This is a genomic window from Bradyrhizobium sp. UFLA05-109, from assembly GCF_054185165.1.
The window spans coordinates 17,338-41,835 of record NZ_JBBIAR010000055.1 but is presented as its reverse complement, the minus strand read 5'-3'; the positions used below and the strand labels follow the sequence as shown (position 1 = coordinate 41,835).

The following is a 24,498-nucleotide window of genomic DNA, read 5'->3' as shown; positions in this document are numbered from 1 at the left end:
GATGAAACCGAAACTGTCTGCCTATGTCTCTGAAAGTGTGGCGCAGCGGCTAGAGCTCGCAGCGAAGCGCCCCGGAGCCAACAAATCGGCCATTGTCGATGCTGCGCTGGATCGCTTTCTCAACCCCGAGCGTGACACCAGCGGCGATGCGGCGCTGATCCGAAGGCTGGACCGGATGAGCCGGCAACTGGAACGAGCCGACCGCGACCTCGGCGTCCTGGCGGAGACCATCGCGCTCTTCATCCGCTACTACCTGACCATCACCCCGCCGCTGCCGTCGCAAGATCAGGACGCAGCACGTGCGCTGGGCCGCGAGCGGTTCGAGATGTTTGTTGCCCAGGTCGGCAAACGCGTCGCCTCCGGTGGCCGGCTTGTCGCTGACGTCATGGACCGCGTCAGCGCCTCGAAGCCGGACCTCTTCATGCGGAACCTCGAGGAGGGCGCCCCTCTGGGCGCTGCCCAACCCAGCGATACCGGATCCCGCGCGCCGAGCGCGACGGGTGAGCCGCCGGAGCATTCTCCGGCAGGGCGAGAGGAGGTCGGCAATGTCTGATCTCCTCTCGCCAGAGACCCGCGAACGACGCCGGGGCATGCTGCTGACCGCGATGGGACCTGCAATCGCCTTGGCTCTGGAAGAGCCTGATGTCGTCGAGGTCATGGTCAATCCCGATGGGAGGCTTTGGCTTGATCGGCACGGGACGGGCCGCGCTGATACCGGCGTCGTTTTGACGCCGCAGGAGTCAGAGCGGATCATCCGGCTTGTTGCCAGCCATGTGCGGGCTGAAGCGAGCAGTTCGTCTCCGATCGTCTCGGCAGAACTCCCCGAAACGGGTGAGCGCTTTGAAGGCGTCTTGCCGCCGGTTTCGCTCGCGCCATGCTTTGCGATCCGAAAGCCCGCAACGACCACGTTCCGCCTGTCCGACTACGTCAAGGCGCAGATTGCCTCGCCATTGATGGCAAAGGTGCTGACCGCCGCAGTCACCGAGGCGCGCAGCATCCTGATCGCCGGCGGCACCGGGTCGGGCAAGACGACGCTTGCCAATGCGCTTCTTGCGGAAATCGCTGGCCTCGAAGAGCGGGTTGTCATCATCGAAGACACCCGTGAGCTGCGTTGCGATGCAAAGGATGCCGTGACGCTCCGGACCAAGCCGGGCGTGGCGAGCCTTGCCGATCTCGTCCGCTCTACACTGCGCTTGCGGCCCGACCGCATCGTCGTCGGAGAGGTCAGAGGTGCTGAAGCCCTCGACATGCTGAAGGCGTGGAATACAGGTCATCCCGGCGGAATTGCCACAGTTCACGCCAACTCGGCACGAGCGGCGCTCTATCGGATCGAGCAGCTCATTCAGGAAGCGGTCGCAACCGTGCCGCGTCGGCTCATTGCCGAAGCGATCGACCTGATCGTCTTCATCAAGGGGCGAGGGCCGGCCCGGCGCATCGAGACTGTCGCCGAGCTCAAAGGCCTCGATCCGTCAGGGGACTACCTGCTCGAGACCCCGCCTGGACTTCCAAACACGTCCCATCACCCCTGACCTGAAGGAGACTGTAATATGTCCATTCGACTGCGTCTAAACGTGCGTTCGCGCCTTCGCGGCTTCCGTTCGATCGGCGGATTGCCTTGGGTCGAGCTCAGCGTGGCCTCGGCTTGCGTGCTCCTCAGCGTCACGGCGGCACACGCCGCGGGTTCGGGCATGCCGTGGGAAGCACCGCTCGAACGTGTCCTGGAATCCGTGCAGGGGCCCGTCGCCAAGATCGTTGCCGTCATCATCATCACGGTCACCGGCATATCGCTGGCCTTCGGCGACACTTCCGGTGGATTCCGCAAGATGGTCCAGGTCGTATTTGGCCTCTCGATCGCCTTCGCTGCGAGTTCCTTCTTCCTTTCGTTCTTCTCGTTCGGTGGCGGAGCGCTGATCTGATGCGCCCCGATGGTTTTGAACTCGTGCTCCACCGCTCGTTGACAGAACCCATCCTGATCGGCGGCGCCCCGCGTGCCGCCGCCATCCTGATCGGGACCCTCTCGGCCGTGCTGGCGCTCGGCCTGCGCCTTTGGCTCGCAGGCCTCGTGCTTTGGGTCATCGGACACAGCGCCGCCGTGTGGCTCGCCAAACGCGACCCGGCCTTCGTCGAAGTCGCCATCCGTCACACCAAACACAAGGGCCGGCTCGCATGCTGAACCTGAGAGAATTCCGCGGCAACGCCTATCGGCTGGCCGATTGGTTGCCATGGGCATGTCTGGTCGCCCCGGGCGTCATCCTGAACAAGGATGGCAGCTTCCAGCGGACGATACGCTACCGCGGACCGGACCTCGACAGTGCGACCGAGGCCGAGCTGATGAGCGTCACCTCCCGCGTCAATAACGTTCTGAAGCGCTTCGGCTCAGGCTGGGCTCTCTTCTTTGACGCCACGCGCATCCCAGCATCCGAATATCCGAGATCGGAATTCCCCGATGCGGTGTCCTGGCTCGTGGATGAAGAGCGGAGGGCCGCTTTTGAAGGCGCCGCTGGGGTGGCATGGGAGGATCCGTCACGCCCTGGCGGGCAGCATTTCGAGAGTGTGCTGCATCTGACACTGATGTACTTGCCGCCGGCCGAGCGGATCTCGCGCCTCGAGGGCTTGTTCCTCGAACGTCCGACGGAGAAGGATCGCGCGACCAGAAGAGGTCGGCGCATTCGTCGGGATCAATCGACCGCCGATGCTGATCGAAGCGAGAATGCAGCACAGGGCGACGTTCGTGAGAGCGAGACTAAGACCCAACGAAGATTTGGCAGCGACGAGCCGGGGTATCGCGATCATCTCCAAAGGTTCATCCAGGAAACCGACCGGGCGATCGATTTGCTTTCGTCGGTTCTACCGGAGATCTGGCCTCTCAACGATGCGGAGACATTGACCTATCTCCATAGCTGCGTCTCGACCAAGCGTCATCCCGTCAGCGTTCCCAAGATTCCGGCCTATCTCGATTGTTTCCTGAGCGACGAGCCGTTGACCGGGGGATTGTCACCGGCGATCGGGCGGAGCCATCTGCGCGCGTTGACCGTCCTTGGGTTTCCGCACGTCACCTTTCCCGGCTTGCTTGACGAACTGAACCGGCTTGGCGTCGCCTACCGCTGGGCGACCCGGTTCATTCCGCTGGATCGCACGCAGGCAAACGCGACGCTGTCGCGTTACCGGCGGCAGTGGTTTGCCAAGCGGAAGTCGCTTGCAGCGATCCTCAAAGAGGTCATGTTCAACGAGCAGGCGGCGCTGCTCGACACTGACGCCAGCAACAAGGCTCTCGACGCCGACGCGGCGCTCTCCGAGCTTGGCGACGATCTGGTTGCCTTCGGCTATATCACCACGACTGTCACCGTCAGCGACGAGGACTCGCATCAAGCGGACGAGAAGATCCGCGCCGTCGAGCGGGTGATCAATAGCCGTGGCTTCACAGCCATCCGCGAGAGCGTCAACGCTGTAGAAGCCTGGCTCGGCGGTCTGCCGGGCCAAGCCTATGCCAACATTCGCCAGCCGATCGTTCACACGCTGAACCTCGCCCATATGTGCCCGTTGTCGGCGGTATGGGCTGGACCGGAGCGGTGCGAGCACCTTGATGGCCCGCCGCTTCTAGTCGCCAAGACCAAGGGAGCGACTCCGTTCCGGCTGTCGCTCCACGCCGGCGACGTCGGGCATACAATCATTGTCGGTCCTACGGGAGCGGGCAAGTCGGTCCTGCTGTCAATGCTCGCGCTTCAATTCCGCCGCTACCCAAACGCCCAATTGATCACGTTTGACAAGGGCCGGTCGGCACGGGTCACCACGCTCGCGTTGTCGGGCTCCTGGTATGAGCTAGGTGCCAAGGGCGGTATCGCCTTTCAGCCGCTCAAGGATGTGGCGGAGGAGGGGGCGAGACTGTGGGCGCTGGACTGGCTCTGCGGTGTGCTCGCCCATGAGCGCGTGACCGTGACACCCGACGTCAAGGAGACGCTCTGGTCGGCGCTCAGGAGCCTCGGGTCTGCGCCCGTCTCGCAGCGGACGATGACCGGGCTCGTGGCGCTGCTTGCCCGCGACGCCCTGCGACAGGCATTGCAGCCCTACACACTGGAAGGACCGTACGGCCGCTTCCTGGACGCAGACGCCGACCGTCTTTCCGGTGCGGACGTGCTGACCTTCGAGATGGAAGAACTGATGGCGTTGCCAGGCCTGGTGGCGCCGGTGCTGACCTATCTCTTCCACACCCTTGAAAACCGCTTCGACGGGCGGCCAACCTTGCTGGTGCTGGATGAAGCCTGGGTGTTTCTGGATGACCCGCTGTTCGCGAGCCGGATTCGCGAATGGCTGAAGACGCTGCGGAAGAAGAATGTCGCTGTCATCTTCGCGACCCAGTCACTCGCAGATATCGCTGACAGCCAGATCGCTCCTGCGATCATCGAATCCTGTCCAAGCCGGATATTCCTCCCGAATCCCCGTGCGCTGGAGCCGACCCAGACCGAGACTTATCGCCGGTTCGGCTTGAACGACACGCAAGTTCGCCTGATCGCCGAAGCATTCCCCAAGCGCGACTACTACCTGCAGTCCCGCGCCGGTAACCGTCTGTTCGAGCTAGGGCTCGGTCCAGTGGCGCTTGCGCTCGTCGCAGCGTCCTCGCCTGAGGATCAACGGACCATCGATGCAATTCTGTCTCGCTCCGGTCCCCATCACTTTGCCAAGCGCTATCTCACTGAGCGAGACCTGCACTGGGCCGCCAACCTGATCAGCACCTTCGAACAGGCGCAGAAAGCCTGACCCCAATCCCAGCGTTTAAGGAGCTATCCATGCTGAAGATCTTCGGCACGCCTGTCGCACGCCAGACGCTAAAGGCGACCGCAATTGTAGCACTCTCTCTCGTCATTGCTCTGAATGGATCTCGACGGCTCGGAGCGCAAGTCGTCGTCTTCGATCCATCGAACTACAGCCAGAATCTTCTGACGGCTGCTCGCACGCTCGAGCAAATCAATAATCAGGTCAGGAGCCTGCAAAACCAGGCGCAGTCGCTGCTCAATCAGGCCAAGAACCTTACGAGCCTGCCCACAAGCGTCGTCGGTCAGCTCACATCGACGATCAATCAGATGAACAGTCTGATCGGTCAGGCGAAGAACATCTCATTCGATGTTCAGAAGACCCAGCAAGATTTTGAGCGCTTTTATCCTCGCCAGTACGCGGCAGCCGTATCGTCGGACAAGATGGTGCAGGATGCGACGTCGCGTTGGGACAATAGCTATGACGGACTGAAACAGTCGCTCACAGTTCAATCGGCCATTGTCAGCGGCTTGGATCAGGACGGCCAGACGCTTCGAACGCTGATGGCAAATTCGTCCGCTGCGGTCGGCTCGCTGCAGGCCCAACAGTCCGGCAACGAGCTGCTCGGTCTCCAGATCAAGCAGTCATTGCAGACCCAGGCACTTCTGGCGACCCAAGCGCGCGCGGACACGTTGCGTGCGGCCGAACAGCAAGCGTCGTCGGCCGCCGCGAAGGAGCGCTTTACGCGCTTCATCGGCGATGGCCATGCCTACACCAGCGGCAAGTAGGTGAGGGCGCCATGGCTGATCTCTCCGTCATTGACCGCTTCACCGAGACGTTCTCGCGCTACATCGACTCTGGATTTGGTCTGCTGTCGGGCGATGTCTCCTTCCTGAGCTCCACCCTGATCGGCATCGACCTGACGCTTGCCGGACTTGCCTGGAGTATGCGCGCCGACGACCACATCCTCGTCACGCTCGCCAAGAAGGTGCTCTATGTCGGCGCCTTTGCGTTCATCATCGGTAACTTCAAGAGCCTCGCAGATATTGTATTTGCGTCGTTCTCGAGCATCGGTCTGAAGGCATCGGGCGGAGCGCTGAGTGCCGCCGACCTGGCTCGGCCAGGCTTTGTCGCCTCCGCCGGGTTTACTGCCGCTCATCCTCTTCTTGAGGAGACAGGCCAATTCTCAGGCTTTGATGTCCTGACCAACCTGCCGACGATCCTGATCCTGCTGTTCTGCTGGATCCTGATCGTGCTCGCCTTCTTCGTCCTCTCGGTGCAGCTCTTCGTCACGCTGATCGAGTTCAAGCTGACGACGCTCGCAAGCTTCATCCTTGTGCCGTTCGCCTTGTGGGGCAAGACCGCATTCCTGGCGGAAAAGACGCTCGGCAACGTGGTCGCCTCGGGGGTGAAGGTGATGGTTCTCTCGATCATCATCGGAATCGGCTCGACCATCTTCGGTCAACTCGCGAGCACGTTGACGCGGCCGGTCGATATCGTTTCGGCCATGAGCTTGCTGCTTGCGGCCCTTTCGCTGTTTGGCCTTGGCATCTTCGGCCCGGGGATCGCGGCGGGATTGGTCTCAGGCGCGCCGCAGCTTGGCGCCGGTGCAGCCGCGGGAACGGTGGCGGGCGCAGCAGCTATCGCGATCGGCGGCGGCGCGGCGGCCGCGGGAGGCTTACGCGTTGCGGCGGGCGGTTCAATGACGGCGGTTCGCTCAGCAGCATCGCTCACCGGGGCGTCTTCGGCTGCCGGCGCATCAACCCGGGCCTCAACCGTGGATCAGCTCTCAAGCGCGAGCATTGGCGGTGCAACGAACGGAGCGGCTGCGTCGGGCGCCGGGCGTGCGGCGGCGCCGTCGGGACGGGGACACGCAAGGGAAGCGGCACAAGTCGCTGCTCACACCCTGAAGGAGGGTGACAAAGGCGGGCATTCTTCGGGTCCCAAACTGGGGGAGGAATAGGATATGGTAGGTCACCCCTTTCAGCGCGTGTCCGTTCGCTATGGCGAGACGCCAGAGCCGGTCACACCCTATCAGAAGGCAGCTCAGGTCTGGGACGAGCGGCTAGGGGCCGCCCGTGTGCAGGCCAGCAACTGGCGGCTCGCAGCGCTGGCAGCCATCGGCCTGTCGAGTGTCCTTGGATTGACGATCTTTACCCAGATCGGCCGGTCAGGCGTCGTCCCCTTTGTGGTCGAGGTCGACCGGCTCGGCGAAGTCCGAGCAGTCGGGCCGGCGCTTGAAGCCTACCAGCCGTCAGACGCGCAAATCGCACATTTTCTTGCGCGGTTCATCGAGAACGTTCGCTCGCTGTCGATCGATCCGGTCATCGTCCGGGCGAACTGGCTGCGTGCCTACGACTTCGTTACCGACCGCGGCGCGCAAGCCTTGAACGACTACGCGCGTGAAGCCGATCCGTTCACAAAGATCGGCTCCAAGACCGTGACTGCCGAAGTCACGTCCGTGGTCCGCGCGTCCGGCGACAGCTTCGAGATCCGTTGGAAAGAGAACACCTACGAGAACGGCGCAATCGCAAAGACCGAGCGCTTCACGGGTCTCGTCACGACCGTCCTCAAGCCACCCGCGGATGCCGAAACGCTGCGTAAGAACCCTCTCGGCCTCTACGTCCATTCGCTCAACTGGTCGCGCGACCTCATTGGAGACACCAAATGAATTCTACCGCCCTCACCAAGCTCGCGTCAGCCAGTGTGCTTGCCATGTCGCTTGGGCTTGCCGGATGCGCCACCAAGCTCAATCTCGAAGCGCCCTATGATGAGATGGTTTTTGAGAAGGGGCTTCCTGAGGCCGATCCGCCAGCCCCGGTACAAATCGTTGAAACCCCCAAGATCCTTCCGTTGCCGGGCCAGTTGAAGCCCCTTCCGGCGAAGGGGGCTAAGGAAGAAAAACTGCCGCCGGAGCAGGCGATCGCGAAGGCGAACAAGGCGGCGCGCATGGAGCCCACGCGCGCCGGATATATCAACGCCATCCAAGTGTATCCCTGGACGGAGGGCGCGCTCTACCGGCTCTATGCCAGTCCAGAAAAGGTCTCGACCATCGCGCTTCAACCGGGCGAGGAGCTGATCGACGTATCCACGGGCGATACGGTTCGCTGGGTGGTCGGCGATACCTCGAGCGGGCAGGGAAGCTCCCGGCGGGTACACATCCTGGTCAAGCCGACGCTACCGGATATTCAGACCAACCTCGTGGTCTTGACCGATCGGCGGGCCTATCACCTCGAGCTCGTCTCGACCAAGCAGACTTATATGGCGTCCATCTCTTGGACCTATCCGACCGATACGCTGGTCGCCCTCCACAAGCAGAACGTTGCGGCTCAGGAAGGCGAGGAGCGGGTCGTTGATCGCGGTGTGCGGCTCGACAGCCTGAACTTCCGATATCGCATTGAAGGCGACGATCCGCCGTGGCGGCCGCTCCGGGCCTTCGACGACGGGCGCAAAGTCTATATCCAGATGCCGTCCGGCCTGTCGCAAGGGGAGGCGCCGCCCTTGTTCGTCGCCGGAGCTGATGGTCGGCCGAACCTCGTCAACTACCGGGTCCGCGGTTCCTACTACATCGTCGATCGAATGTTCGGTGCCGCCGAGCTTCGCCTTGGCGAAGATCCGCAGCGAATCGTCCGGATCATTCGTATCGACGCGCGACCGGTGTCGCAGGTCTTCAGCACCGGGAGCGCCTCATGAGGACAGGATTGGATCAGGATCCGGAGCCGCTGGAGCTGCGCGCACGTCCGCGGCCCGTTCGACGCCTCAATAGGCGCGCTCTCATGATCGGCTGCGCCGTCGCGGCGCTGTTTGTTGGCGGAGCAATACTCGTTGCCCTCCGACCGCACTCCTTCAAGCAGTCTGAGCGGACAGAGCTTTACAATACCGACCGCAAGCAGACGGCCGAGGGCTTGAGCAAGCTGCCAAAGTCCTATGAGGAATTGCCGCCATCGACGCCGCGGCTCGGACCGCCGTCGCCTGGGGACATCGGCCGGGCCTTTGCCGAAAACGAGAAGAAGGCCGGCGTGGCTTCGGACACGGGTTTTCGGACCAATCCGGAGGAAGATGCCGAACGGGCCGAGCGGATACGCCAGACCCGGGTCGCTCAGCAGGCAAAGGAGTCGGGCTTGTTCGTCCGCCTGTCGGAGAAACAGGACAAGCGCAAGCAGGCAGCTACGGCCGAAGTGCCGGCCGCTTCGTCATCCGCGTTCCGGCCTTCAACGCCCGACACGGGACCGTCTGCTGCGGAGCTTGCAAAGACGGCGCAGGCAATGATCGACCGCTCCAGCGAAATCATTCCCTCGTCGCAGGCGCGAAAGCTCGCGTTCGCGGGCGCGAAGGCCGACACGGAAACCACCAATCCCCACGCGCTTAAACCCGCGCCATCCACTTATTCAGTGATGGCAGGATCGATCATCCCTGCGAGCCTCGTCACGGGACTGAATTCGGACTTGCCCGGGGCGACCATCGGCCAGGTCACCGAGAACGTCTACGATACGGTTACGGGTGAGCATCTCCTGATCCCGCAGGGGACCCGGCTCATGGGCAAATACGATAGCGTCGTCGCGTTTGGCCAGAAGCGGGCGCTTGTAGTCTGGACGCGACTTATCCTGCCGAACGGCAATTCGATCGTGATCGAGAACCTTCCGGCTACAGATGTTGCAGGCTATGCCGGGCTCGAGGACCAGGTGGATTTCCATACCTGGCAGTTGCTCAAGGGCGTCGCCTTGGCGACCCTGATCGGGGTGGGGACACAGCTATCGATCGGCAACGACGAGAGCGATCTCGTGAAAGCGTTGCGGGAGAGCACGCAGCAAACGACCAACCGTGCGGGGCAGCGTCTGGTGGAGCGCGAGCTCGACGTGCAGCCGACGATCACGGTGCGGCCGGGCTGGCCGCTACGGGTGATCGTTTCGAAAGACTTGGTTCTGAAGCCGTACCAGGACGTTCAGACGGTAGCGAAGGGCAGGTGAGGGATGAAGCTTGCGCGGTTGCCGGATCGAACGCCGGTGAAGATGGGCGTTGTATTCACGCCGGGACTTGCCCAGCGGCTGCGAGAATATGCTGATTTTTATGCAGAGACCTACGGCAGCAAGGAAGAAGTAGCTGAGCTGATACCGTTCATGCTCGAGGCATTCCTCGAGGGGGACGTAGCCTTCAAGAAAGAAAAGAAGAAGGCCGATGGTGCGAAATCATCATCTGGTGATTGATAGGAGGCCCATAGGCGGAGCTATGTCCTCTGAGTGAGTGCAGTCCTTACATGTTCAATGGATGCCTCAAGCGATCTCAAGAGCCCTTTTAGTTCGCTTGCCGGTAGTTCCTCTAGACGCAGACTATCCCTATCGACGGTCTGTGAAACCAGCCGATCGATTGAGATGATCGAGCGGGGACCCTCCAAAGCCAATCCGGATGACCCGAAGACTTGAGACACTATTTCGCCGGAAGGACTAATCGTAGTGACCAGCTCTAGGCCGCCTACGATTTCCTGTTCAAGTACTTCAACGGGGAGTTCAATGCTTGCCAAGATGGACTCAACCCCGTGAGCCCGATAACCGATGCGGAGGATCCGCCCGTCGGTGAGTGAGACCCGCTCGGCAAACGGTTTAGGCAACGGGGCTCGCACATTGGTCATCTAAAACATTCCCAGGGAGGCGCGAACAATACCTAGTATACTAGGTGGAGATCAAGTGGCGTTTGAGGCCGTCTTGCCGCATGAAGTTGCGGCGGGTGGTAGCCCAAAATCTTCGACGTCAACGACGGAAGAGCGGCCTTTCCCAAGAGGAATTGGCTGATCGCGCCGGCTTGAATCGCAACTACATTGGAATGATCGAGCGCGAGGAAAATTCGCCGACCGTTGACGCTCTGGAGCAAATTTCAGAGGCTCTTGGCATTGACCCCGTCGTTCTATTCCAGGATCGGTAGCTCAGAGACACTCTGCGGGAAACGGGGACTACCTCCACAGCAAGCCGCAGCTCGCCAGTATTCTTTGTGGGTTGATTGGTGCAGCCTCATACTGCCCTACGTCCGGGGCAATAGAACCGCGCCAGAATCGGTTTTGCGGATCGAGATGGGGGCCAAGCCGATTCTGGAGCACGAAGGGAAGTTGCCCCTGATACGCTAAGCTCTTGGACAGCACGCCGTCAGCGGGCGTGCTATACGAGGGCTCTTACTTGGGAGCAACGTTTTGGCAGCAGTTCAAAACCTACGCGACGGTTGGATATGATTTTCCTTCAGGCTATCGTCTTCTAGACAGAAGTGAGGCCGGTTAAATCCGGGGATCTTTGGTGTCATCAAGGTAAAGGTGCATCGATTTTGGCTCTCTGCCAATTTGCCTGGAAAACAGCTGTCGAACAATGACTATTGTAGGAAGGCTGTCTAACTTCACAGAGTCGCGCCGCAGCAGTCTCAATCGCTATTGGCGGCTCGCCTGGGCCGATCAGACGTTCCCGGTTAGCACGCAGAATGAAAATCAAAAAATGCTGGAACATCATGTGGCCAGGGATCGGCCGGGCCTGATGGCCTTTGTCGAGCAGCACATCATGACGTCTGGCGAAATAGCCTTGCAGTAACTGCAAGGGGTAGAAGCCTGACGCGCGGCTACGGCTGTGACATGCCCTTTTTTATGCGGCAACCAAGCCGTGCGCCGTGCGTGGCTTAGACGAGGCCCTCGTTCCGTGTGATGGCCGATGCCGCGGCCAGCCCCGATTGCAAGGCACCCTCCATGTAGCCGAAAAACGGCAGGCAGCAGTGCTCACCTGCAAAAACTAGCCGTCCATTGAACGGTCGATTGAGGAACGGGCCGATGCGAGTGACTTCGCCGGGAGCGGGGCATGAATAGCCGGCCCCAGTCCAACGTTCGGCGGGCCAGCAGATCAATGTGGGATCGCTGGTCAAATTTTCGGAATACCCGGCAAAGAGCTTTTCAAGCTCGCGCCCGTAGTGCGCATGCAGCGCGGCCTGGCCTGATTGGCCAAGCAGCCGTACCGCCTCCTGGGCGGCGTCTCCCCCGGCGAAGAGACTGAGCTCCACGGTCTGATCCGTCATTTGAATCTGATTATCCGTGCCGTCCCAGGTCATCCCGATCGCATCTGACATGCCGTTCGGCGACAGGCCCGCACCGAACCAGAAACGCCCCTTGAGCTCGCTCAGGTACTTGATCGCGAGGCCCATCGACATGTGACAGTCGGACGGAATAGCCGGGGCGATCGTGATGTCCGAAGGGGATGACGCAGTTGGCCACAGGCTCGGCGGGATGGCGAATACGACATGATCGAATTCAAGCGCGTCGCCGGCTGCGGACGTGAGGACAACTTTATCGTCCCGGATATCGATCCGTGCTATCGGCGTATTGGTTGCGACATGACCACCTGCGGCCTCGATGCTCTCCGCCAGCTTGAATGCGAGCGTTTGATTGCCTTGCTCGCATTTAACGGTCTCGGACTGGGTAAAGTAGTCGTCGGGCTTGCCATGAAGCCCGCCGCCGCGAATAGCGGCGAGGTTGGCGAGCAGGCTCTGGCGGTTGGTGGGGGCGCCGTTGGTGTTGGCGAACTGGGCCTCCAGCGCCCTCTTCGCAAGCCTGCTGCAATCCTGCTTCTCGATCCAGTCCGCCAGGCTCGTCCGGTCGAGGTCGTGCGCGTGCGGGGTATCCCAGCATTTATAAGGATCGGCCAGCTTTCTCGCTTCTGCGCAGATCTTCGCGATCACCGGCTCCATCTCGTCGTAGACTTGCTTGGTCTCTTTCGGCGAGAGCACCTGGCCGTCCAGCGACAGCGGCATATCCAGGTTGAGTGACGTGAACGCTTCTTCCGTGGTGAGCACGCTCAATCCCAGGCCGAACTGCTTGGCAAGCTGCAGCCAGGTCAAGTGATTGTATCCGATCAACTCGGCGCCGGCTTCGATCACGCGGTGAGATGATGTGTGAAATTGAGTCCACACACGGCCGCCGAGGCGATCTCGCGCCTCGAAAACCTGGACGGTGCAGGAGCGCGACAGGGTATGGCCGGCCATGAGACCGGCGAACCCCGCACCGACGACGGCAACGCGCGTCTTCTTGTCTGCCCGTTCAGGAGCAAACATAATATTCGCGTCGAATGTCTGCGCGAAGTTCGCGATCCTGTTCTGCAGGTCGCGTTGGCGCTGAAAGGCTGGCGGCTTGGTGCCAAAGCGCTGGTCGAGCCGGGCGTAGAGTGAACGAGCCATGGTGTCTCCGTGATGGACGACGTTGGATCGCGTCTCAGAAAAGCTGCGCTCTCCTCGACGCGAATAGGCGATGGCGCCACCGGGGTAAACGTTGAACATCTCTGGCTTTTCAAAAGGAAAGCGGTTGTCAACGGCAGCGACGTGTGCAACTTATAGCTGATCGATGGGAATGGCTCTAGCAGCCGAGCGGGGGTAGTCCAGCGCTCCTTGGCGCGTGACCATAATATATTTGTCGACGTATTTGTGCTGACCGGCCCGGGGAGAGAGCGCCAGCGGTCATGGATTTCGGATGACGCGTTTGAGGCTACGGACAGATTACTGGCGCAACGCCCGCAGCGGCGGATCATTGTTTCTGATGGGGTAATGTCCCGCACCTAGCGGAGGAGCACGCATGTCAATTTTGCGCAGGTTCGATCCGCCCGCGTATCTGACCGATCTTGACCACGTCCCCGGCGGGCGCCAGCAATGGGACGAGTTTGTCAGCCTCTGTTTCAAATCCTCGATCGACGTCCAGAAAGCTATTCTTTCATCGGACGAAGCAAAGCCCGGCACGGTCCAGTTCTTCGATCCCAAGCAATACGATGCCAAGACGACGCTCGTTGAGCAGCCGATCGTCTGGAATGCGTTTCCCAAAACCTTGGTTCTGAAATTCGGGCGTGACCGCGCGCTCCAGGAGGCTGACAGCCTGTGGCCGCTGTCGCCTTATGATGCCTATCATAAACCCTACGATAGCGCGCTGCCGGCGCAGCGGCTGATGCTGGCAAAAACCAAGGTCTGGTTCCGGCCGCTCGATGAATATTGCGAATGGTTCGTCGAGCGCGATCCTGGCACCGGACGGGTCGCGCGGGTCACCTTCACGTCCGAACCGCCAGAATACTGGACCGCGATCTTCGGTGGGAGCGTCAACATCGATGACGGCGTGTCGTATCGCTTTTCCGGCAACCCAGAATACGCCGCCCACCTCTATCGTGAGCTCACCGGCAAGCCGGTCGAGGTCGACGACCTCCGGGTCAAGGTGCCGTTTGGGGGCCTGCAGGTGGGGGACTACAACCCCAACAATAAGTGGAATACGACCCACGGCATTGCGCATCTGAATTGCCCGCCGAATTCGATCGGGGCCGAGATCAGGCTGGGTGCGGACGCCACGATCTTGCGCCAACGCCGCGACGGAACGCCGGTCACATCGCCGGACGAGCTCATCTGCTGCTCGCGCTATGGCGGCGCCAACCGCAACAGCGATCCTACGATCGGGGCCACCGTCAATGCACTCGCGCGACTGAAAGCGATGGTAACGCTCGTCAACCCGGTAGGTCTTTACATGGATGATATCGACCTGACGGGATGGGAGCTCCCGGACGGGATTGCGCCTGCCGAATGTATCCGCATCGTGAGGGGCGAGCCCGGCCGAATCGAGCGGCTAGTCGTCGAGGTGCCGCCCGAAACGGGGCGCACGTTGAGTGATCTCATGATCGGCGGTGTGCCGTTGCGGTGGGGCGGGCAAATCGCCGAATGCATCACCGTCAAGCTCGTAGGTGGCGCAACTGACCTGCGCACCGTGTCCAACGACAGGATCGAATGCGTCGGCCAAGCGTGCGTGCTGCGTTCCGACACGCGGCTTCTGCGTGCCATCGATATCGGCACAAACATTCCACCGGGTTTGATGCCGGCTTTTTCGGAGCCGCATAGCCACGACGGCCGCGGCGCCGGCCCTGCCGTGGTCGCAAGTCTCAACTATTCGCGCCGGGCGCATGGGGGCGTCTGATGGCCAAGAGAGCAGTCGTCGTCGACAAGAAGCCGGTGGTCACCAACGTGAAGCCACGCGCAATGGCTCCGATAGAGCCCGTACTGGAACTCGATGACATCCAGGGTATCGCGGCTCCCGGCTTTCTCAAACCGCATCATGCCCTGGTCTATATCGGGCTGCCCGAAGCGATTGCGCAACTGGTTGCAATTCGCGAGCATCTGGCCGCGATGGTTTCCTCCAGGGCGATTGCGTCGGGAAGGAAGACGCTTGAGGATCGAAGGCAGCATCGTCAGTTCGCCGCTGGGGCCGCCAAGCGAGAGGCTCGCGCGCCGCTCGTGGCACTTGCCTTCACCGCTCAAGGGTTGGGGCGTTTCACGCCGGCGGTAAGTCAGTTCAAGAGCCCAGCGTTTCGCGGAGGGCTTGCCGCGCGGTCGGCGCTCCTTGGTGACCCTGTCGATCCGGACGATCCGGCCGCAGCGGCCAATTGGGTCGTCGGCGGCCCCGGAAACGAACTCGATGCAATGTTCGTGGTCGCTGGTGACCATCAGGCTGACGTTCGTTCCCTAGCGCAGCGCATCGCGGGAGATCTCGTGGGGCTGGGAGCGAACGTAGCGATCCAGAACGGCGACGTTCGCGCCGATCAAGAGGGACATGAGCATTTCGGGTTCGATGATGGTGTGTCGCAGCCCGGAATTCGTGGGCGCGCCAGTCATGCGCCGGATGACTTTGTCACCGAACGCAAACTTGACGCCGCCGATCTTCCTGATGCGTGGCTCTACGGGTATCCGGGTCAGGACCTGGTCTGGCCGGGGGAATTTCTGCTCGGGTATCCCGTCTCCGGCGCCGATCCGCTTCTCCCCGGACCGACGCTGCCCTGCGAACCCTGGATGAGAAACGGCAGCTTCCTCGTCTATCGGCGCCTGAGGCAGGATGTCGCCGGCTTCTGGCAGACAATGCGGCGCGAAGCCGCGCGCCTTTCGAAAACCTCCGGCTTCGAGGGCCTGACGGATGAGGCGCTCGCCTCACGGCTAGTTGGGCGCTGGCCAAGCGGAGCTCCCGTTCTCAGGACGCCGGACAAGGACAATCCCGATCTCGGCGCGGACGACATGGCCAACAACGATTTCCGCTTCGACAATGACACGCCGGCTCGTGCGGGTGGCCCGTCACCGTTTGCGGACGCGCAGGCAGATCCGGTCGGGATCGTTTGCCCCGCGGGCGCGCATATTCGCAAGGTCAATACGCGCGACAGCGGCTCCGACATGGGAGGAGGCAACGCTTCGCAGACGCGGCGTCTGTTGCGCGTTGGGGTTGCCTTCGGCGAAAGCCTCGCAGACCGATATGGCGACGGCGGCCCCGATCCGCTCGAAGGGGATCGCGGCCTGTTGTTTCTCTCGATTCAATCATCGATCGAGGACCAGTTTGAGTTTCTCCAGGCGCGATGGATCAACAACGGATCGCGTCCGCGTGGTCCTGGCGGACATGACATGATCGTTGGTCAGAATGCCGCTGCGCCTGACGGGGTCCGGCGTTGTCATCTGTTCGGCGCGCAGCTCCAGTCCGGGGAGGTCAAGGCGCAAACGGCGTTCGTCGCACCCAGCGGAGGTGGATACTTTTTTGTGCCATCTCTGACAGCGCTCCGTGAGGTCGTGCTGGCGTCATCGTAACCGGACGAGCGCGGCAGGCGTACGAAATCACGCGCCGACAGCGCCATGCACGATGCCTGCGTCATGACAGAGCGCAAGTCCTTCAGCTACTCGCTGGATATTGCGCCAAAACACCTTCCGCCCCGTGGTCGTAAGCAGCCGTCCTTCCCGGGCCCGAACCCTGTGCAATGATGGATTGGACCGAGACATCTTAAAAATCGAAGCAGCATCAGCACTTAATCCGCACCTCGATCGACCATGACGTACCAAATGTAGTGTTGCCGCTGGTTCGGAGCTCGAAGAGCAAGCGTTGGCGCGCGCGGACGTCCGCCCTGCGGCTATAGCGTAGCACCGCGTAGCTGCGCGCGACGCCTACGTTGCCCGCGCGCAATGTTCTGCAGCGCTCATTCAGCTTGGGGCTTTGTGCATGGACAGCGGCGCGCGAGTTTTAAGCAACTCGGCCGTTCGCAAGCTTGCTGTGCCCGCCTCACCGGTTGAGCTTCGAAAATGGGGCAGGATTTCGGGTCTGTTGGAGCGCACCGCTTTTCGATGAGATGGCGCAAGCCTTTCTAAATTTGCTGCTTTTTTCATTGCCACATTGCGCAACTCTGTAGTTCAGCCTACCTAATCATTTTGTCTTCCTGCGAAGGACAGTTGCCGATGAGCCAGGAATCCAAGATGGCAGGCGCGCAGTACGCAAGTTACCTGCGACTTCTTCCGCAAAGCGTTATTGAAGCAAACCATCGGCGTGCACAGCCGCACGCGCAGAAGGTGGCCGACGCCTTCGCCGTAACATTCGCAGAGGGCACGTGCCCGACCTGCAAGAATGCGTTGTCGTCCTATACGAAAGACGCGCCCTGCCTGCACTGGCTGCTAAAGCCTGAAGGGTTTGAGAAGGACGATTTCCCGAGGATCGCGGAACGTTACTCGCTGGCGCAGATCGAACTTTTCATACGTCGCGTCGCCAATCAGGAAGCGTTTGCAAAAAACATAAACAATATGGCGGATGAAGGCACCGGGAAGCTCGTGGAGGTCACAACCAAGTACAAGGATTTTGAGTGGGCAATCTCCTGCGGGAAAAGCGACTATGACGGTCACGGCAATACGGAAGAATCGCGGCGGGCGCACTATCATTTCCAGATGCGGATCGACGGAAAGCGCTTCATCGACTACAGCGACTACCATCTGCCGCTGCACCATTCGGATATTTTGACAATGGAAGCGGCGCGGTTGGCGCCCGGAAAGATCAAGCGCAACTACGCCGGCGGCGAAGGCATGGATATGGTCTTCAAGGAAGATGTGGTCGAGAAGCTGCTGGCACAAGGCGACGGCGGCGACATGCTAAGCGCCACGCACATCATTGAACGCAAAGGGCTGGACGCTGGTGCGTTCCTTGACCAGTTACGCGCTGCTAAAGCAGATGGGCGCCCGGTGATGGATGTCGTGCGCGGCGTAGAGGATGCAAAGGTGACTACCCTGGTTGAGCCTGGCTCGGGTGTGGTGCATCAGGCAGTGCGCCAAGGACGAGGACGGCGTGTCGTTACGAATGATCTGCCCGAATAGTGTTTACGACGGAATAGCATTCGAAGCTGATGGACACTCGGGACGCCTGTCGTCCCTCACAGTGGCGCTGACCTTCTGACGGGGCGAATCTTGCGCCGGAGGAACCATGGTTCGGCTAGGATGGGCAGGCTTCCGCCAGGGAAGCAGCAATGATTCGCCGGAGTTTCTATGACCGATACGGACGATGCCACACAAGCCGCCGCCGAGCGGAACTTTCAGCGGGCCAAGGTGATTTTCGAGCAGGACTGCCAGGAATTCCGGTCCCTGAACGGATTCCTATGGCAGATACCCGTCATCGTCTCGACGCTGACCGGCGGCCTCTGGTTTGGCGCGGGCAAGATCGACGACCACTTCCTCCAGGCAGCGCTCTTCTTGCTCGCCGGGTGCGCCAACGTGTGCTTCGTGGTCGTGCTGTGGCGACTCAGGCGCGGAGTCATGGAACCTCTGCTCGGACGGATCACCGAATTCCAGGGGCGATCGCGAAACGCCGGCAAATATACGATGATCATCATGTTCTCGGTCCTTCTGTTGTTGTCCTTCCTCCTGAGCCTTGCAGCGTTCGGTATGACACTGTTTTCAAAGTTCGGTCCGGCCTGTCATGTGCCTGCCTGAAGCTGCCAGCACCGCGGTCGCCGAACGCTATTACGAGGAGCGCTCGGAAATCCTGCTGCAGAAATACGAGCAGGTCGGCTTCGAAGCCGTCCACGCGGATCTACTCGGATTACTCAGCGGACTGACCGGAAGTGCCCTCGACATAGGCTGCGGTTCGGGCCGAGATGCCGCGTGGCTGGCGGGGCAGGGTTGGCGGGTGATAGCAGTGGACCCATCCGCCGCCATGCTTGCCGGCGCCAAGCGAATACACCGCAGCCTTCGAATCCGATGGATAAAGGACGGCCTGCCGAAACTCGACAAGATAGGAAGCCTCGGCACGACGTACGACTTAGTGCTGCTCAGCGCGGTATGGATGCACGTTCCGGAGAACAGGCAGGCCGAAGCCGCTGCGACGGTCGCACGTCTGACTGGACAGGGCGGGATCGTCAATCTGACTATACGATCAGCCACCGGCGAGCCCGACCGTGGGTTTCATGACACCAATATAGGTCTACTCGCTGCGACGTTCGCCGCGCACGGCATCCTACCCACTAACGACGTCACGGACAGCGATAGCTTCAACCGTAAAGGCGTCGTCTGGAGGAAGCTGACGTTCCGACGAAGCGGCTGACACGTCCACCGCCGATAACGAGCGACGGTCTATTAAATACTAAAGAGAGCAAATTAAGCAGCCGTCGTCTTCCCGCGCGTCGTCAGCTACAAGACCGCCAATCGTCTCCGCTAAACTCCGGTTGCCGCGCTTTCGGCGCTGCCTTTCCTCGTAAGCTGCCCGATTTGCCTTGATCGCGGCCATGCGTTCGGGCCGTTCGAGCTCAGCCAAGGACTCCGACGAACACCACGTGAAGTCGACACCTTGTTTTAGGCTAGCGGCCTCGTACTCCTTCGCTCGCTCGTAGAGCTCTGGGTACTTCTCCTTCAGCCTGACCCATTCGATCTTCTGTTGATAGAAGCAAAAGTAACATCCCGACCGACTCCTACCCCATTCGGTGTACGTGGGCATGCCAAGGCCAGATTCTTCCAGGATACGGTGGATGTCAGCCAGCACGAGGCCGTCTTCGCGGAACGGATAGACAGCCGTGATATTTGCTTTCGTCGAGATGTAGCCAGTGCGGGCCTCGTCTGCACGCAGGCCGACGTAGTTCAGCACTGGATCGTCGCCGACGTAGTTCTCGAACGGCTTGAGCTTGAGCATCCGCGTACACCAGCGTCGGTGGTTGGACGGAAGCATTCCGCCGTAGACCGAAAGCCAATGATCGAAACTATCTGTGGGCGAAGTCCGGGCGATCGACTTCCCGAGAATCGCCTCGAGCCGACCGAGGTATTCATAGGTTTCCGGCAGTTCCTTCTCAGTATCGTGGAAGATGTACTCCATCTCCGGAACCCTATCGCGCATATATACGGCTAGAGCCGCGCTGTCCTTACCACCGGATAGGCTGAGAATGTGCCTTGGATTGGTCATCTGCGTTCTGTCTTCAATTCCGTAGTCCAAAGCGCGAACGCGCCTGGCGGGGGATTCGTTACTCGAGCTCGACTTCGATAATAAGAACGACGTCGTTGTTCATGACGTCGTCCTCCTTCGTTTCGCCTTTGGTAGATACCTTGATGAAATCGAACGGCTTGTTTTTGAACGGACGTTCCACGCCGTTCCTCCTCATCTCAAGCCCTGCCGTTAAGGCCCTGTAGAACGATGGATCGTCAACCGCGTCGAGAAATTTCTGCGCGTTCTTGGGTGGGTTTGATTTCTTGCAATCCGCAAAAATGTCGCGCAAGTTCTTGCGAGCCTGCGCAGACAAAAGGAGCCACTCCTTGAGTTCCTTCTTTGATCGCCCGACCAGGCAGACCGCTTCGCCGCTATGCATCGGGCACTGGTGGACGAGCTTGGCCTTACCTTCACTTGTTTTGAGGAAAATCGACAACGCCGCAGGATAACGGGAGGGAACGGCCGGGAGCGTTCCGATTCGACCAAGATTACCAAGGAACAATTGCTGCAATTGTGAAGCAAAAGGCAACCTGAACCGACGAATTAGCGTGACTTCAGAGGCAAGCTTGTTGGGCAGGTCGTTGAGCAACCACGTTTCAGGCGAAAGAATATCCCAGTCGATCACGTACCGCAGGTCACCGACGCTCATGACCGGAGTTCTGGGTTTAGAAAATGCGTTGCTATGCTGACGCCAACTGAGTGGATTGGCCACCCCTCTAAGCAGTAACACCCGATCAGCTCCTCCCCGGACGAGGTCGCAAGACTGCGATATGACCATATACACGTAACGCGAAGGGCTAGGCGGTCCCTGTACGGCTTCCGCTCCTCCAGCGGGCGGAGGCACTGTCCCTGCCTGCTCTTTTGCCGAGTCAGGTGTACCAACCGGAGCGACGGCTGCCGCTATCGGTGGGGGCGCAAACGAAAGGAAAACGTCCCCGAAGCGCACGAACTGCGGGTCTCCTGCGATCTCGGTCTCGATGCGAGTTCGTTCCTCATCGTAGAACAAGGCCCCATCCATCATTTCCATCAAGCTATCGCTGGGCATGAATTGCGCCGGAGGATACTCGTCCCACTTGATGTTGTTCAAATCTTTAGCTGCCCTGATCAGCCCCGATTGTCCTTCGATAACCTTGTGAAGGAACAGATCGTACAGATCGATAACGTAGTCCCCCACCGGCTCGCCTTCGGCGTCCAACGTCAACGCCTGCGTGTTGGCATAGTCGGGAAGATCGAGTGCACGTATCGTTTTGAGAAAGCTCTCCTGGGACTTCTTGAGGGCGGAAGCCCACTCCGAAACGAAGTGGTTCAAGCGTTGGGAATCTGGATAACATACGGCAAGGTCATAGAGCCGCTCGAGCGCGGTACTGCCATTTGCAAGTTCGGACTTCCGAATAGTGCGGAACTGACACCCGAGCAATTCCGCTTCGTCGCGCACCTTCGGCGCGAGTTCGTCCAAACGCGAACTCGCAGACATCAAAAACACGAGCGGAGGTTTCGTTCTGCGCCTTTCGATAACCTCTCGCACTCTACGAATGCCGCGTTCGACTGCGGCCTCGTCTTCCGTAGCGCCGAGGAAAAGATCGAGAAACACGATCTCAGCATCGCCGATGGCATCATCCTGCTTTGAGCCAAGCATGGTGCAAGACAGCTTGAGATCGTTGCTGATGAGAGCCTCTAGAGGCTCAAGAACGCTTCGTTTCGAAGATCGGTCCCTTTCGAAATCCTGGAAAAGTTCCCCCGCCGCTCGACCCAATTGGCCACGCTGCTGCCAAGCGGTCGTGACGAAGCGAGGATCGCGACGCAGCGCGTCGGGATCAGCCTGGTCGTACTCGGCCTCACCGAAGGCGGCGCGCAACAACGACTCTTCATTGTCGCTAATGTCATCGAAGAACCGCGCCCAAGCACGTTCGTTCAAGCTGCTGACCTCCGGAAGGTCGTCGTATGCATCATCGACGATCGCAGCCTTGGAAAAATTGAGGTTGTCGAGCAGCACCTTCACCTCTGTGATCATTTTTTCTCCGGAGGCAGTTCGAGGACGAAAGTGTTGAGTCTCCCACGATGAACCGTGCGATCCTCGGAGAGGTAGAGAGACCCGCCGTGATGGACCGCGCAATCCCGCGCGATATAGAGGCCGAGTCCCTGACGGCGGCTCTTTCCCTTGGTAGAAAAGAAAGCCTTGAAGACCTCGTCTCTCATGCTTGGTTGGATGCCGGGACCATTATCGGTGTACTCCATTAGAGTCTCGGCGTTTCCGACCTTTATCTCGATCTTGGCCTGATATTTCGGCTCTTCCTCTGCTCGCAGATCCATCCAATACACCGAGTTGTTGATCAGATTCTCGAGGATCTGAACAAACATGCCCTTCACGCCGTGAACAATTACCGATCTATGCTTGGTGAGAACCGTCGCCTCGATCTTGTGACGTTCAAACTGGCGCCCATGACCAGCAAGCACGTCCCTGACGAGAGCTACGAAATCGAAGTTCTCCTTTCTCTGACGCCCCGAAATACTAAGCGGATCCAATACCCTCAGACGCCGGTTCATCGTCTTCATTTCCGAGCGTAGCGTATTGAACACGGAATGGACGTCTTCCGGCAATTTCTTGGAGTCAGCATCCTCCAGTATCTTCAGCGTGAACTCGGTTGACCGCGCCAGCTCATGGGCTATCGATTCCAGCATCAGGCCAATGCCGGCCAGTTGGATCATGCGGTCCCGTTCATCCTCGATCTGCTCGGCTCGGGCTTTTGCGTCGAGGAAGTACTTCTGCATCTCCTCGAAGATTTCTTTTAATTCCTCAAGTCTAGATTTTTCCGAGCCGAACCGCCTCTGCATTTCCTTCAGCGATTTCGTGGCTCGCTCTTCAAGCCGGTCAACACGCTTCTCGGCCTGTTCGAAGTCGATTTGAACGTTCTTTTGACGTTCAATTATCTCGTCCAGAAATTTGCGGAGCCGGTCATTAATCGCGAAATACAGCGCTTCTATCAGGACCGACTTTTCGTCGCAGTCCTTCAGTCCCTCCCGATTGGTCTGATCGACGAGCATCCGGTTGCCGCTTCTTGAAATCGCGACCCTACCGATGAACTGGGCCTTGTTCAGCTTGTAGCCTGGTGAAGCGAGAGCGCGTCGGTCGAGCCCGAGCCAATCGTCCTGATCGTTTCCGTAAGGAAAAACCCTGTAACCGTCGCGGAAAAGCATAATTCCCGACCATTGCTTCTGAAGAGCCAACACGTGATTGCGGTCGCCGATGGTGTCGACCTTTTTCAGCCTTTGACGGTTAAACCAATACAGATCGAAATCGAACGACCCCACCGTAGCGAGAGCGGTCTTGGACACTTCCACGTCGTCGCGTGTTATCGACCTGAGATCTATGTTCTCCAGTTCATCGATGCGCGTTTCGGGCTTGTTTCCCTTTCCTAGGTCACCGCACCACATTTCGAGCACGAGAGACGCCTTGCCATTCTGAACCTTATACTTTCCCTTCAGGGTGGCATGCGCGAGCTCGAGAATAGCTCGGTCCAGCCGAGGGATGTCGATGCGTTCTCCGTTGAAGAAAATGGCGACACGAAAACGGCGTTTTCTGGCGGTAAAGGGATCCCACAACCGCGACAGCTCGAGCGTCGCAATTTCCTGAATCCGCTTGGGAGACCAGCCGCCCTGAAGGTTCGACACATGAATTGTCGTTCCTTGATAAGACGGCTCTAGCTTTTTGGGGCCAGCCCGAGGGGCGACAGGAATGTCCTCCAATAGCTTGCTGTCGTCCTCGAAGTCCGTCCAATCGACCTCGAGAATATTCATATTGGTGTCTTCGGCGCGTGCCGTCGTTACCTTGAGCTTGGATCCGAGGCGCATGGCCGACAATCGCCCGACGCCCTTTTCTCCTAGATAGGGCGATTGCTGTCCCCTTCCGAGCGCCGAGGTGACCTGCGTGCGCCGTGCGGGTGTACCAATCAATAGATATGCTTCGAGAAGGTCCTTTTTCGACATGCCGTGACCGGAGTCGCGGAATTCGATCCAGTTGTTGCTCTCGTAGCCTTTCCGAAGCCCTTCCTTGATCTCCGCGAGCGTGGTCGCTCCCTCCAGTTCCTTTAGGAAGGACTGCCTCCGGTCGGGCGGCGCTGAATTAAGTATCGCCGCGTCGATGGATGCTAATATTCTTGTGGCCTCGTCTTCGGCCTTCTTAGCTATAGCGGCGTCGAGGTCGGCAAGGATATCGACATAGTGATTATGAGGAAGAGTAATACAAAGCTCGAGCGAAACTCCGTCTGGAGATTGTGCGTCGATTGCGTTCTTGACGATCTCGTAGATCGCCACGGAGTCCGAGCTTATGAGCTCGGCTCCCAATTCCAAGATCGTTCTTGCGGCAACCCGAAAGGCCAAAATGCTTCCTACGCTTCCAAAATGTGATTGCGTGCGGATGTCACGCGAAGGCAGACCCGCTTATGGTGGCGCGGCCATCGCAATACTTTGCGCCTAGCCGGGAGTGTCGACAAACTTGATTTACTTTCCGTTCGGAT

The 24,498-nt window shown here is 59.8% G+C and carries 22 protein-coding genes; 18 read left to right on the top strand and 4 right to left on the bottom strand.

Translation table 11 applies throughout. The annotated features are described in order from the left end of the window. Position 1 precedes the first annotated feature (1 nt). The 13 genes from Q3C01_RS32355 to Q3C01_RS32295 all read left to right on the top strand — a co-directional run bounded on the left by Q3C01_RS32355 (position 2) and on the right by Q3C01_RS32295 (position 11,312). Positions 2 to 553, top strand: a complete 552-nt coding sequence (locus tag Q3C01_RS32355; RefSeq protein WP_458149326.1) for a CopG family transcriptional regulator — start codon at positions 2 to 4, stop codon at positions 551 to 553. Continuing rightward, positions 546 to 1,529: a P-type conjugative transfer ATPase TrbB gene (gene trbB / locus Q3C01_RS32350; RefSeq protein WP_458149325.1), complete on the top strand. Its 984-nt coding sequence runs from the start codon at positions 546 to 548 to the stop codon at positions 1,527 to 1,529. Before Q3C01_RS32355 ends, trbB begins: the two co-directional genes overlap by 8 nt. 18 nt (positions 1,530 to 1,547) lie before the next feature. After that, complete coding sequence (locus Q3C01_RS32345) at positions 1,548 to 1,916, top strand: TrbC/VirB2 family type IV secretion system protein (RefSeq protein ID WP_458149324.1); 369 nt, start codon at positions 1,548 to 1,550, stop codon at positions 1,914 to 1,916. Continuing rightward, positions 1,916 to 2,173 carry a VirB3 family type IV secretion system protein gene (locus Q3C01_RS32340; protein WP_171711385.1) on the top strand — a complete coding sequence of 86 codons (258 nt, stop codon included), beginning with the start codon at positions 1,916 to 1,918 and terminating at the stop codon, positions 2,171 to 2,173. The genes Q3C01_RS32345 and Q3C01_RS32340 overlap by 1 nt, the downstream gene beginning before the upstream one ends. Further along, positions 2,167 to 4,755 (top strand): conjugal transfer protein TrbE, encoded by a 2,589-nt coding sequence (gene trbE / locus Q3C01_RS32335; protein ID WP_458149323.1) that lies wholly within the window; start codon positions 2,167 to 2,169, stop codon positions 4,753 to 4,755. Before Q3C01_RS32340 ends, trbE begins: the two co-directional genes overlap by 7 nt. A 29-nt stretch (positions 4,756 to 4,784) precedes the next feature. Continuing rightward, positions 4,785 to 5,537, top strand: coding sequence for a P-type conjugative transfer protein TrbJ (gene trbJ, locus Q3C01_RS32330; protein WP_458149322.1), 753 nt, complete (start codon positions 4,785 to 4,787; stop codon positions 5,535 to 5,537). A gap of 11 nt (positions 5,538 to 5,548) precedes the next feature. Continuing rightward, positions 5,549 to 6,712 carry a P-type conjugative transfer protein TrbL gene (gene trbL / locus Q3C01_RS32325; RefSeq protein WP_458149321.1) on the top strand — a complete coding sequence of 388 codons (1,164 nt, stop codon included), beginning with the start codon at positions 5,549 to 5,551 and terminating at the stop codon, positions 6,710 to 6,712. 3 nt (positions 6,713 to 6,715) lie between these two features. Further along, positions 6,716 to 7,420 carry a conjugal transfer protein TrbF gene (trbF, locus tag Q3C01_RS32320; protein WP_458149319.1) on the top strand — a complete coding sequence of 235 codons (705 nt, stop codon included), beginning with the start codon at positions 6,716 to 6,718 and terminating at the stop codon, positions 7,418 to 7,420. Then, positions 7,417 to 8,442 (top strand): P-type conjugative transfer protein TrbG, encoded by a 1,026-nt coding sequence (trbG, locus tag Q3C01_RS32315; protein ID WP_458149318.1) that lies wholly within the window; start codon positions 7,417 to 7,419, stop codon positions 8,440 to 8,442. Before trbF ends, trbG begins: the two co-directional genes overlap by 4 nt. Further along, the gene (locus tag Q3C01_RS32310; RefSeq protein WP_458149317.1) at positions 8,439 to 9,716 is read left to right on the top strand and encodes a TraB/TrbI/VirB10 family type IV secretion system protein; all 1,278 of its coding nucleotides are present in this window, start codon (positions 8,439 to 8,441) and stop codon (positions 9,714 to 9,716) included. Before trbG ends, Q3C01_RS32310 begins: the two co-directional genes overlap by 4 nt. 3 nt (positions 9,717 to 9,719) lie before the next feature. Continuing rightward, the gene (locus Q3C01_RS32305; RefSeq protein WP_458149316.1) at positions 9,720 to 9,953 is read left to right on the top strand and encodes a DUF2274 domain-containing protein; all 234 of its coding nucleotides are present in this window, start codon (positions 9,720 to 9,722) and stop codon (positions 9,951 to 9,953) included. A 502-nt stretch (positions 9,954 to 10,455) separates the two neighbouring features. Next, a complete protein-coding gene (locus Q3C01_RS32300) occupies positions 10,456 to 10,665 on the top strand; it encodes a helix-turn-helix domain-containing protein (protein ID WP_130229222.1) in 210 nt (69 codons plus the stop codon). A 431-nt stretch (positions 10,666 to 11,096) separates the two neighbouring features. After that, positions 11,097 to 11,312 carry a hypothetical protein gene (locus Q3C01_RS32295; RefSeq protein WP_458149315.1) on the top strand — a complete coding sequence of 72 codons (216 nt, stop codon included), beginning with the start codon at positions 11,097 to 11,099 and terminating at the stop codon, positions 11,310 to 11,312. Positions 11,313 to 11,397: 85 nt separating this feature from the next. Here Q3C01_RS32295 and Q3C01_RS32290 read toward each other — a convergent pair whose 3' ends face one another. Beyond that, complete coding sequence (locus tag Q3C01_RS32290) at positions 11,398 to 13,041, bottom strand: flavin monoamine oxidase family protein (protein ID WP_458149314.1); 1,644 nt, start codon at positions 13,039 to 13,041, stop codon at positions 11,398 to 11,400. A 292-nt stretch (positions 13,042 to 13,333) separates the two neighbouring features. Between Q3C01_RS32290 and Q3C01_RS32285 the strand changes: the two genes are divergently transcribed. The 5 genes from Q3C01_RS32285 (at position 13,334) to Q3C01_RS32265 (ending at position 19,114) form a co-directional block, all read left to right on the top strand. Beyond that, entirely contained in the window at positions 13,334 to 14,704 is a 1,371-nt protein-coding gene (locus Q3C01_RS32285; protein ID WP_458149313.1) for a hypothetical protein, read from the top strand. Continuing rightward, positions 14,704 to 16,350 carry a Dyp-type peroxidase gene (locus tag Q3C01_RS32280; RefSeq protein WP_458149312.1) on the top strand — a complete coding sequence of 549 codons (1,647 nt, stop codon included), beginning with the start codon at positions 14,704 to 14,706 and terminating at the stop codon, positions 16,348 to 16,350. The genes Q3C01_RS32285 and Q3C01_RS32280 overlap by 1 nt, the downstream gene beginning before the upstream one ends. A 639-nt stretch (positions 16,351 to 16,989) precedes the next feature. Beyond that, entirely contained in the window at positions 16,990 to 17,892 is a 903-nt protein-coding gene (locus Q3C01_RS32275; RefSeq protein ID WP_458149311.1) for a hypothetical protein, read from the top strand. Between the two features lie 168 nt (positions 17,893 to 18,060). Continuing rightward, positions 18,061 to 18,504 (top strand): hypothetical protein, encoded by a 444-nt coding sequence (locus tag Q3C01_RS32270; protein ID WP_458149310.1) that lies wholly within the window; start codon positions 18,061 to 18,063, stop codon positions 18,502 to 18,504. Further along, entirely contained in the window at positions 18,491 to 19,114 is a 624-nt protein-coding gene (locus Q3C01_RS32265; protein WP_458149309.1) for a class I SAM-dependent methyltransferase, read from the top strand. Before Q3C01_RS32270 ends, Q3C01_RS32265 begins: the two co-directional genes overlap by 14 nt. 39 nt (positions 19,115 to 19,153) lie before the next feature. Here Q3C01_RS32265 and Q3C01_RS32260 read toward each other — a convergent pair whose 3' ends face one another. Genes Q3C01_RS32260 through Q3C01_RS32250 form a run of 3 tightly spaced genes read right to left on the bottom strand, consistent with a single transcriptional unit; the run spans position 19,154 to position 24,295 of the window. Next, entirely contained in the window at positions 19,154 to 19,963 is an 810-nt protein-coding gene (locus Q3C01_RS32260; RefSeq protein ID WP_458149308.1) for a phosphoadenosine phosphosulfate reductase domain-containing protein, read from the bottom strand. 58 nt (positions 19,964 to 20,021) lie between these two features. Then, a complete protein-coding gene (locus tag Q3C01_RS32255; protein WP_458149307.1) occupies positions 20,022 to 21,995 on the bottom strand; it encodes a hypothetical protein in 1,974 nt (657 codons plus the stop codon). Further along, a complete protein-coding gene (locus tag Q3C01_RS32250; RefSeq protein ID WP_458149306.1) occupies positions 21,992 to 24,295 on the bottom strand; it encodes a sensor histidine kinase in 2,304 nt (767 codons plus the stop codon). Before Q3C01_RS32250 ends, Q3C01_RS32255 begins: the two co-directional genes overlap by 4 nt. Positions 24,296 to 24,498 lie beyond the last annotated feature (203 nt).

Excerpts from the sequence above, each read along its gene's own strand:
- Q3C01_RS32255 (WP_458149307.1), bottom strand. The coding sequence starts at position 21,995 with ATGATCACAGAGGTGAAGGTGCTGCTCGACAACCTCAATTTTTCCAAG.
- Q3C01_RS32355 (WP_458149326.1), top strand. The coding sequence starts at position 2 with ATGAAACCGAAACTGTCTGCCTATGTCTCTGAAAGTGTGGCGCAGCGG.
- Q3C01_RS32345 (WP_458149324.1), top strand. The coding sequence starts at position 1,548 with ATGTCCATTCGACTGCGTCTAAACGTGCGTTCGCGCCTTCGCGGCTTC.
- trbL (WP_458149321.1), top strand. The coding sequence starts at position 5,549 with ATGGCTGATCTCTCCGTCATTGACCGCTTCACCGAGACGTTCTCGCGC.
- Q3C01_RS32285 (WP_458149313.1), top strand. The coding sequence starts at position 13,334 with ATGTCAATTTTGCGCAGGTTCGATCCGCCCGCGTATCTGACCGATCTT.
- trbF (WP_458149319.1), top strand. The coding sequence starts at position 6,716 with ATGGTAGGTCACCCCTTTCAGCGCGTGTCCGTTCGCTATGGCGAGACG.
- trbJ (WP_458149322.1), top strand. The coding sequence starts at position 4,785 with ATGCTGAAGATCTTCGGCACGCCTGTCGCACGCCAGACGCTAAAGGCG.
- Q3C01_RS32260 (WP_458149308.1), bottom strand. The coding sequence starts at position 19,963 with ATGACCAATCCAAGGCACATTCTCAGCCTATCCGGTGGTAAGGACAGC.
- Q3C01_RS32270 (WP_458149310.1), top strand. The coding sequence starts at position 18,061 with ATGACCGATACGGACGATGCCACACAAGCCGCCGCCGAGCGGAACTTT.
- Q3C01_RS32275 (WP_458149311.1), top strand. The coding sequence starts at position 16,990 with ATGAGCCAGGAATCCAAGATGGCAGGCGCGCAGTACGCAAGTTACCTG.
- Q3C01_RS32290 (WP_458149314.1), bottom strand. The coding sequence starts at position 13,041 with ATGTTCAACGTTTACCCCGGTGGCGCCATCGCCTATTCGCGTCGAGGA.
- Q3C01_RS32300 (WP_130229222.1), top strand. The coding sequence starts at position 10,456 with ATGAAGTTGCGGCGGGTGGTAGCCCAAAATCTTCGACGTCAACGACGG.
- Q3C01_RS32265 (WP_458149309.1), top strand. The coding sequence starts at position 18,491 with ATGTGCCTGCCTGAAGCTGCCAGCACCGCGGTCGCCGAACGCTATTAC.
- Q3C01_RS32310 (WP_458149317.1), top strand. The coding sequence starts at position 8,439 with ATGAGGACAGGATTGGATCAGGATCCGGAGCCGCTGGAGCTGCGCGCA.
- trbG (WP_458149318.1), top strand. The coding sequence starts at position 7,417 with ATGAATTCTACCGCCCTCACCAAGCTCGCGTCAGCCAGTGTGCTTGCC.
- Q3C01_RS32295 (WP_458149315.1), top strand. The coding sequence starts at position 11,097 with ATGACTATTGTAGGAAGGCTGTCTAACTTCACAGAGTCGCGCCGCAGC.
- trbB (WP_458149325.1), top strand. The coding sequence starts at position 546 with ATGTCTGATCTCCTCTCGCCAGAGACCCGCGAACGACGCCGGGGCATG.
- Q3C01_RS32305 (WP_458149316.1), top strand. The coding sequence starts at position 9,720 with ATGAAGCTTGCGCGGTTGCCGGATCGAACGCCGGTGAAGATGGGCGTT.
- Q3C01_RS32340 (WP_171711385.1), top strand. The coding sequence starts at position 1,916 with ATGCGCCCCGATGGTTTTGAACTCGTGCTCCACCGCTCGTTGACAGAA.
- Q3C01_RS32280 (WP_458149312.1), top strand. The coding sequence starts at position 14,704 with ATGGCCAAGAGAGCAGTCGTCGTCGACAAGAAGCCGGTGGTCACCAAC.
- trbE (WP_458149323.1), top strand. The coding sequence starts at position 2,167 with ATGCTGAACCTGAGAGAATTCCGCGGCAACGCCTATCGGCTGGCCGAT.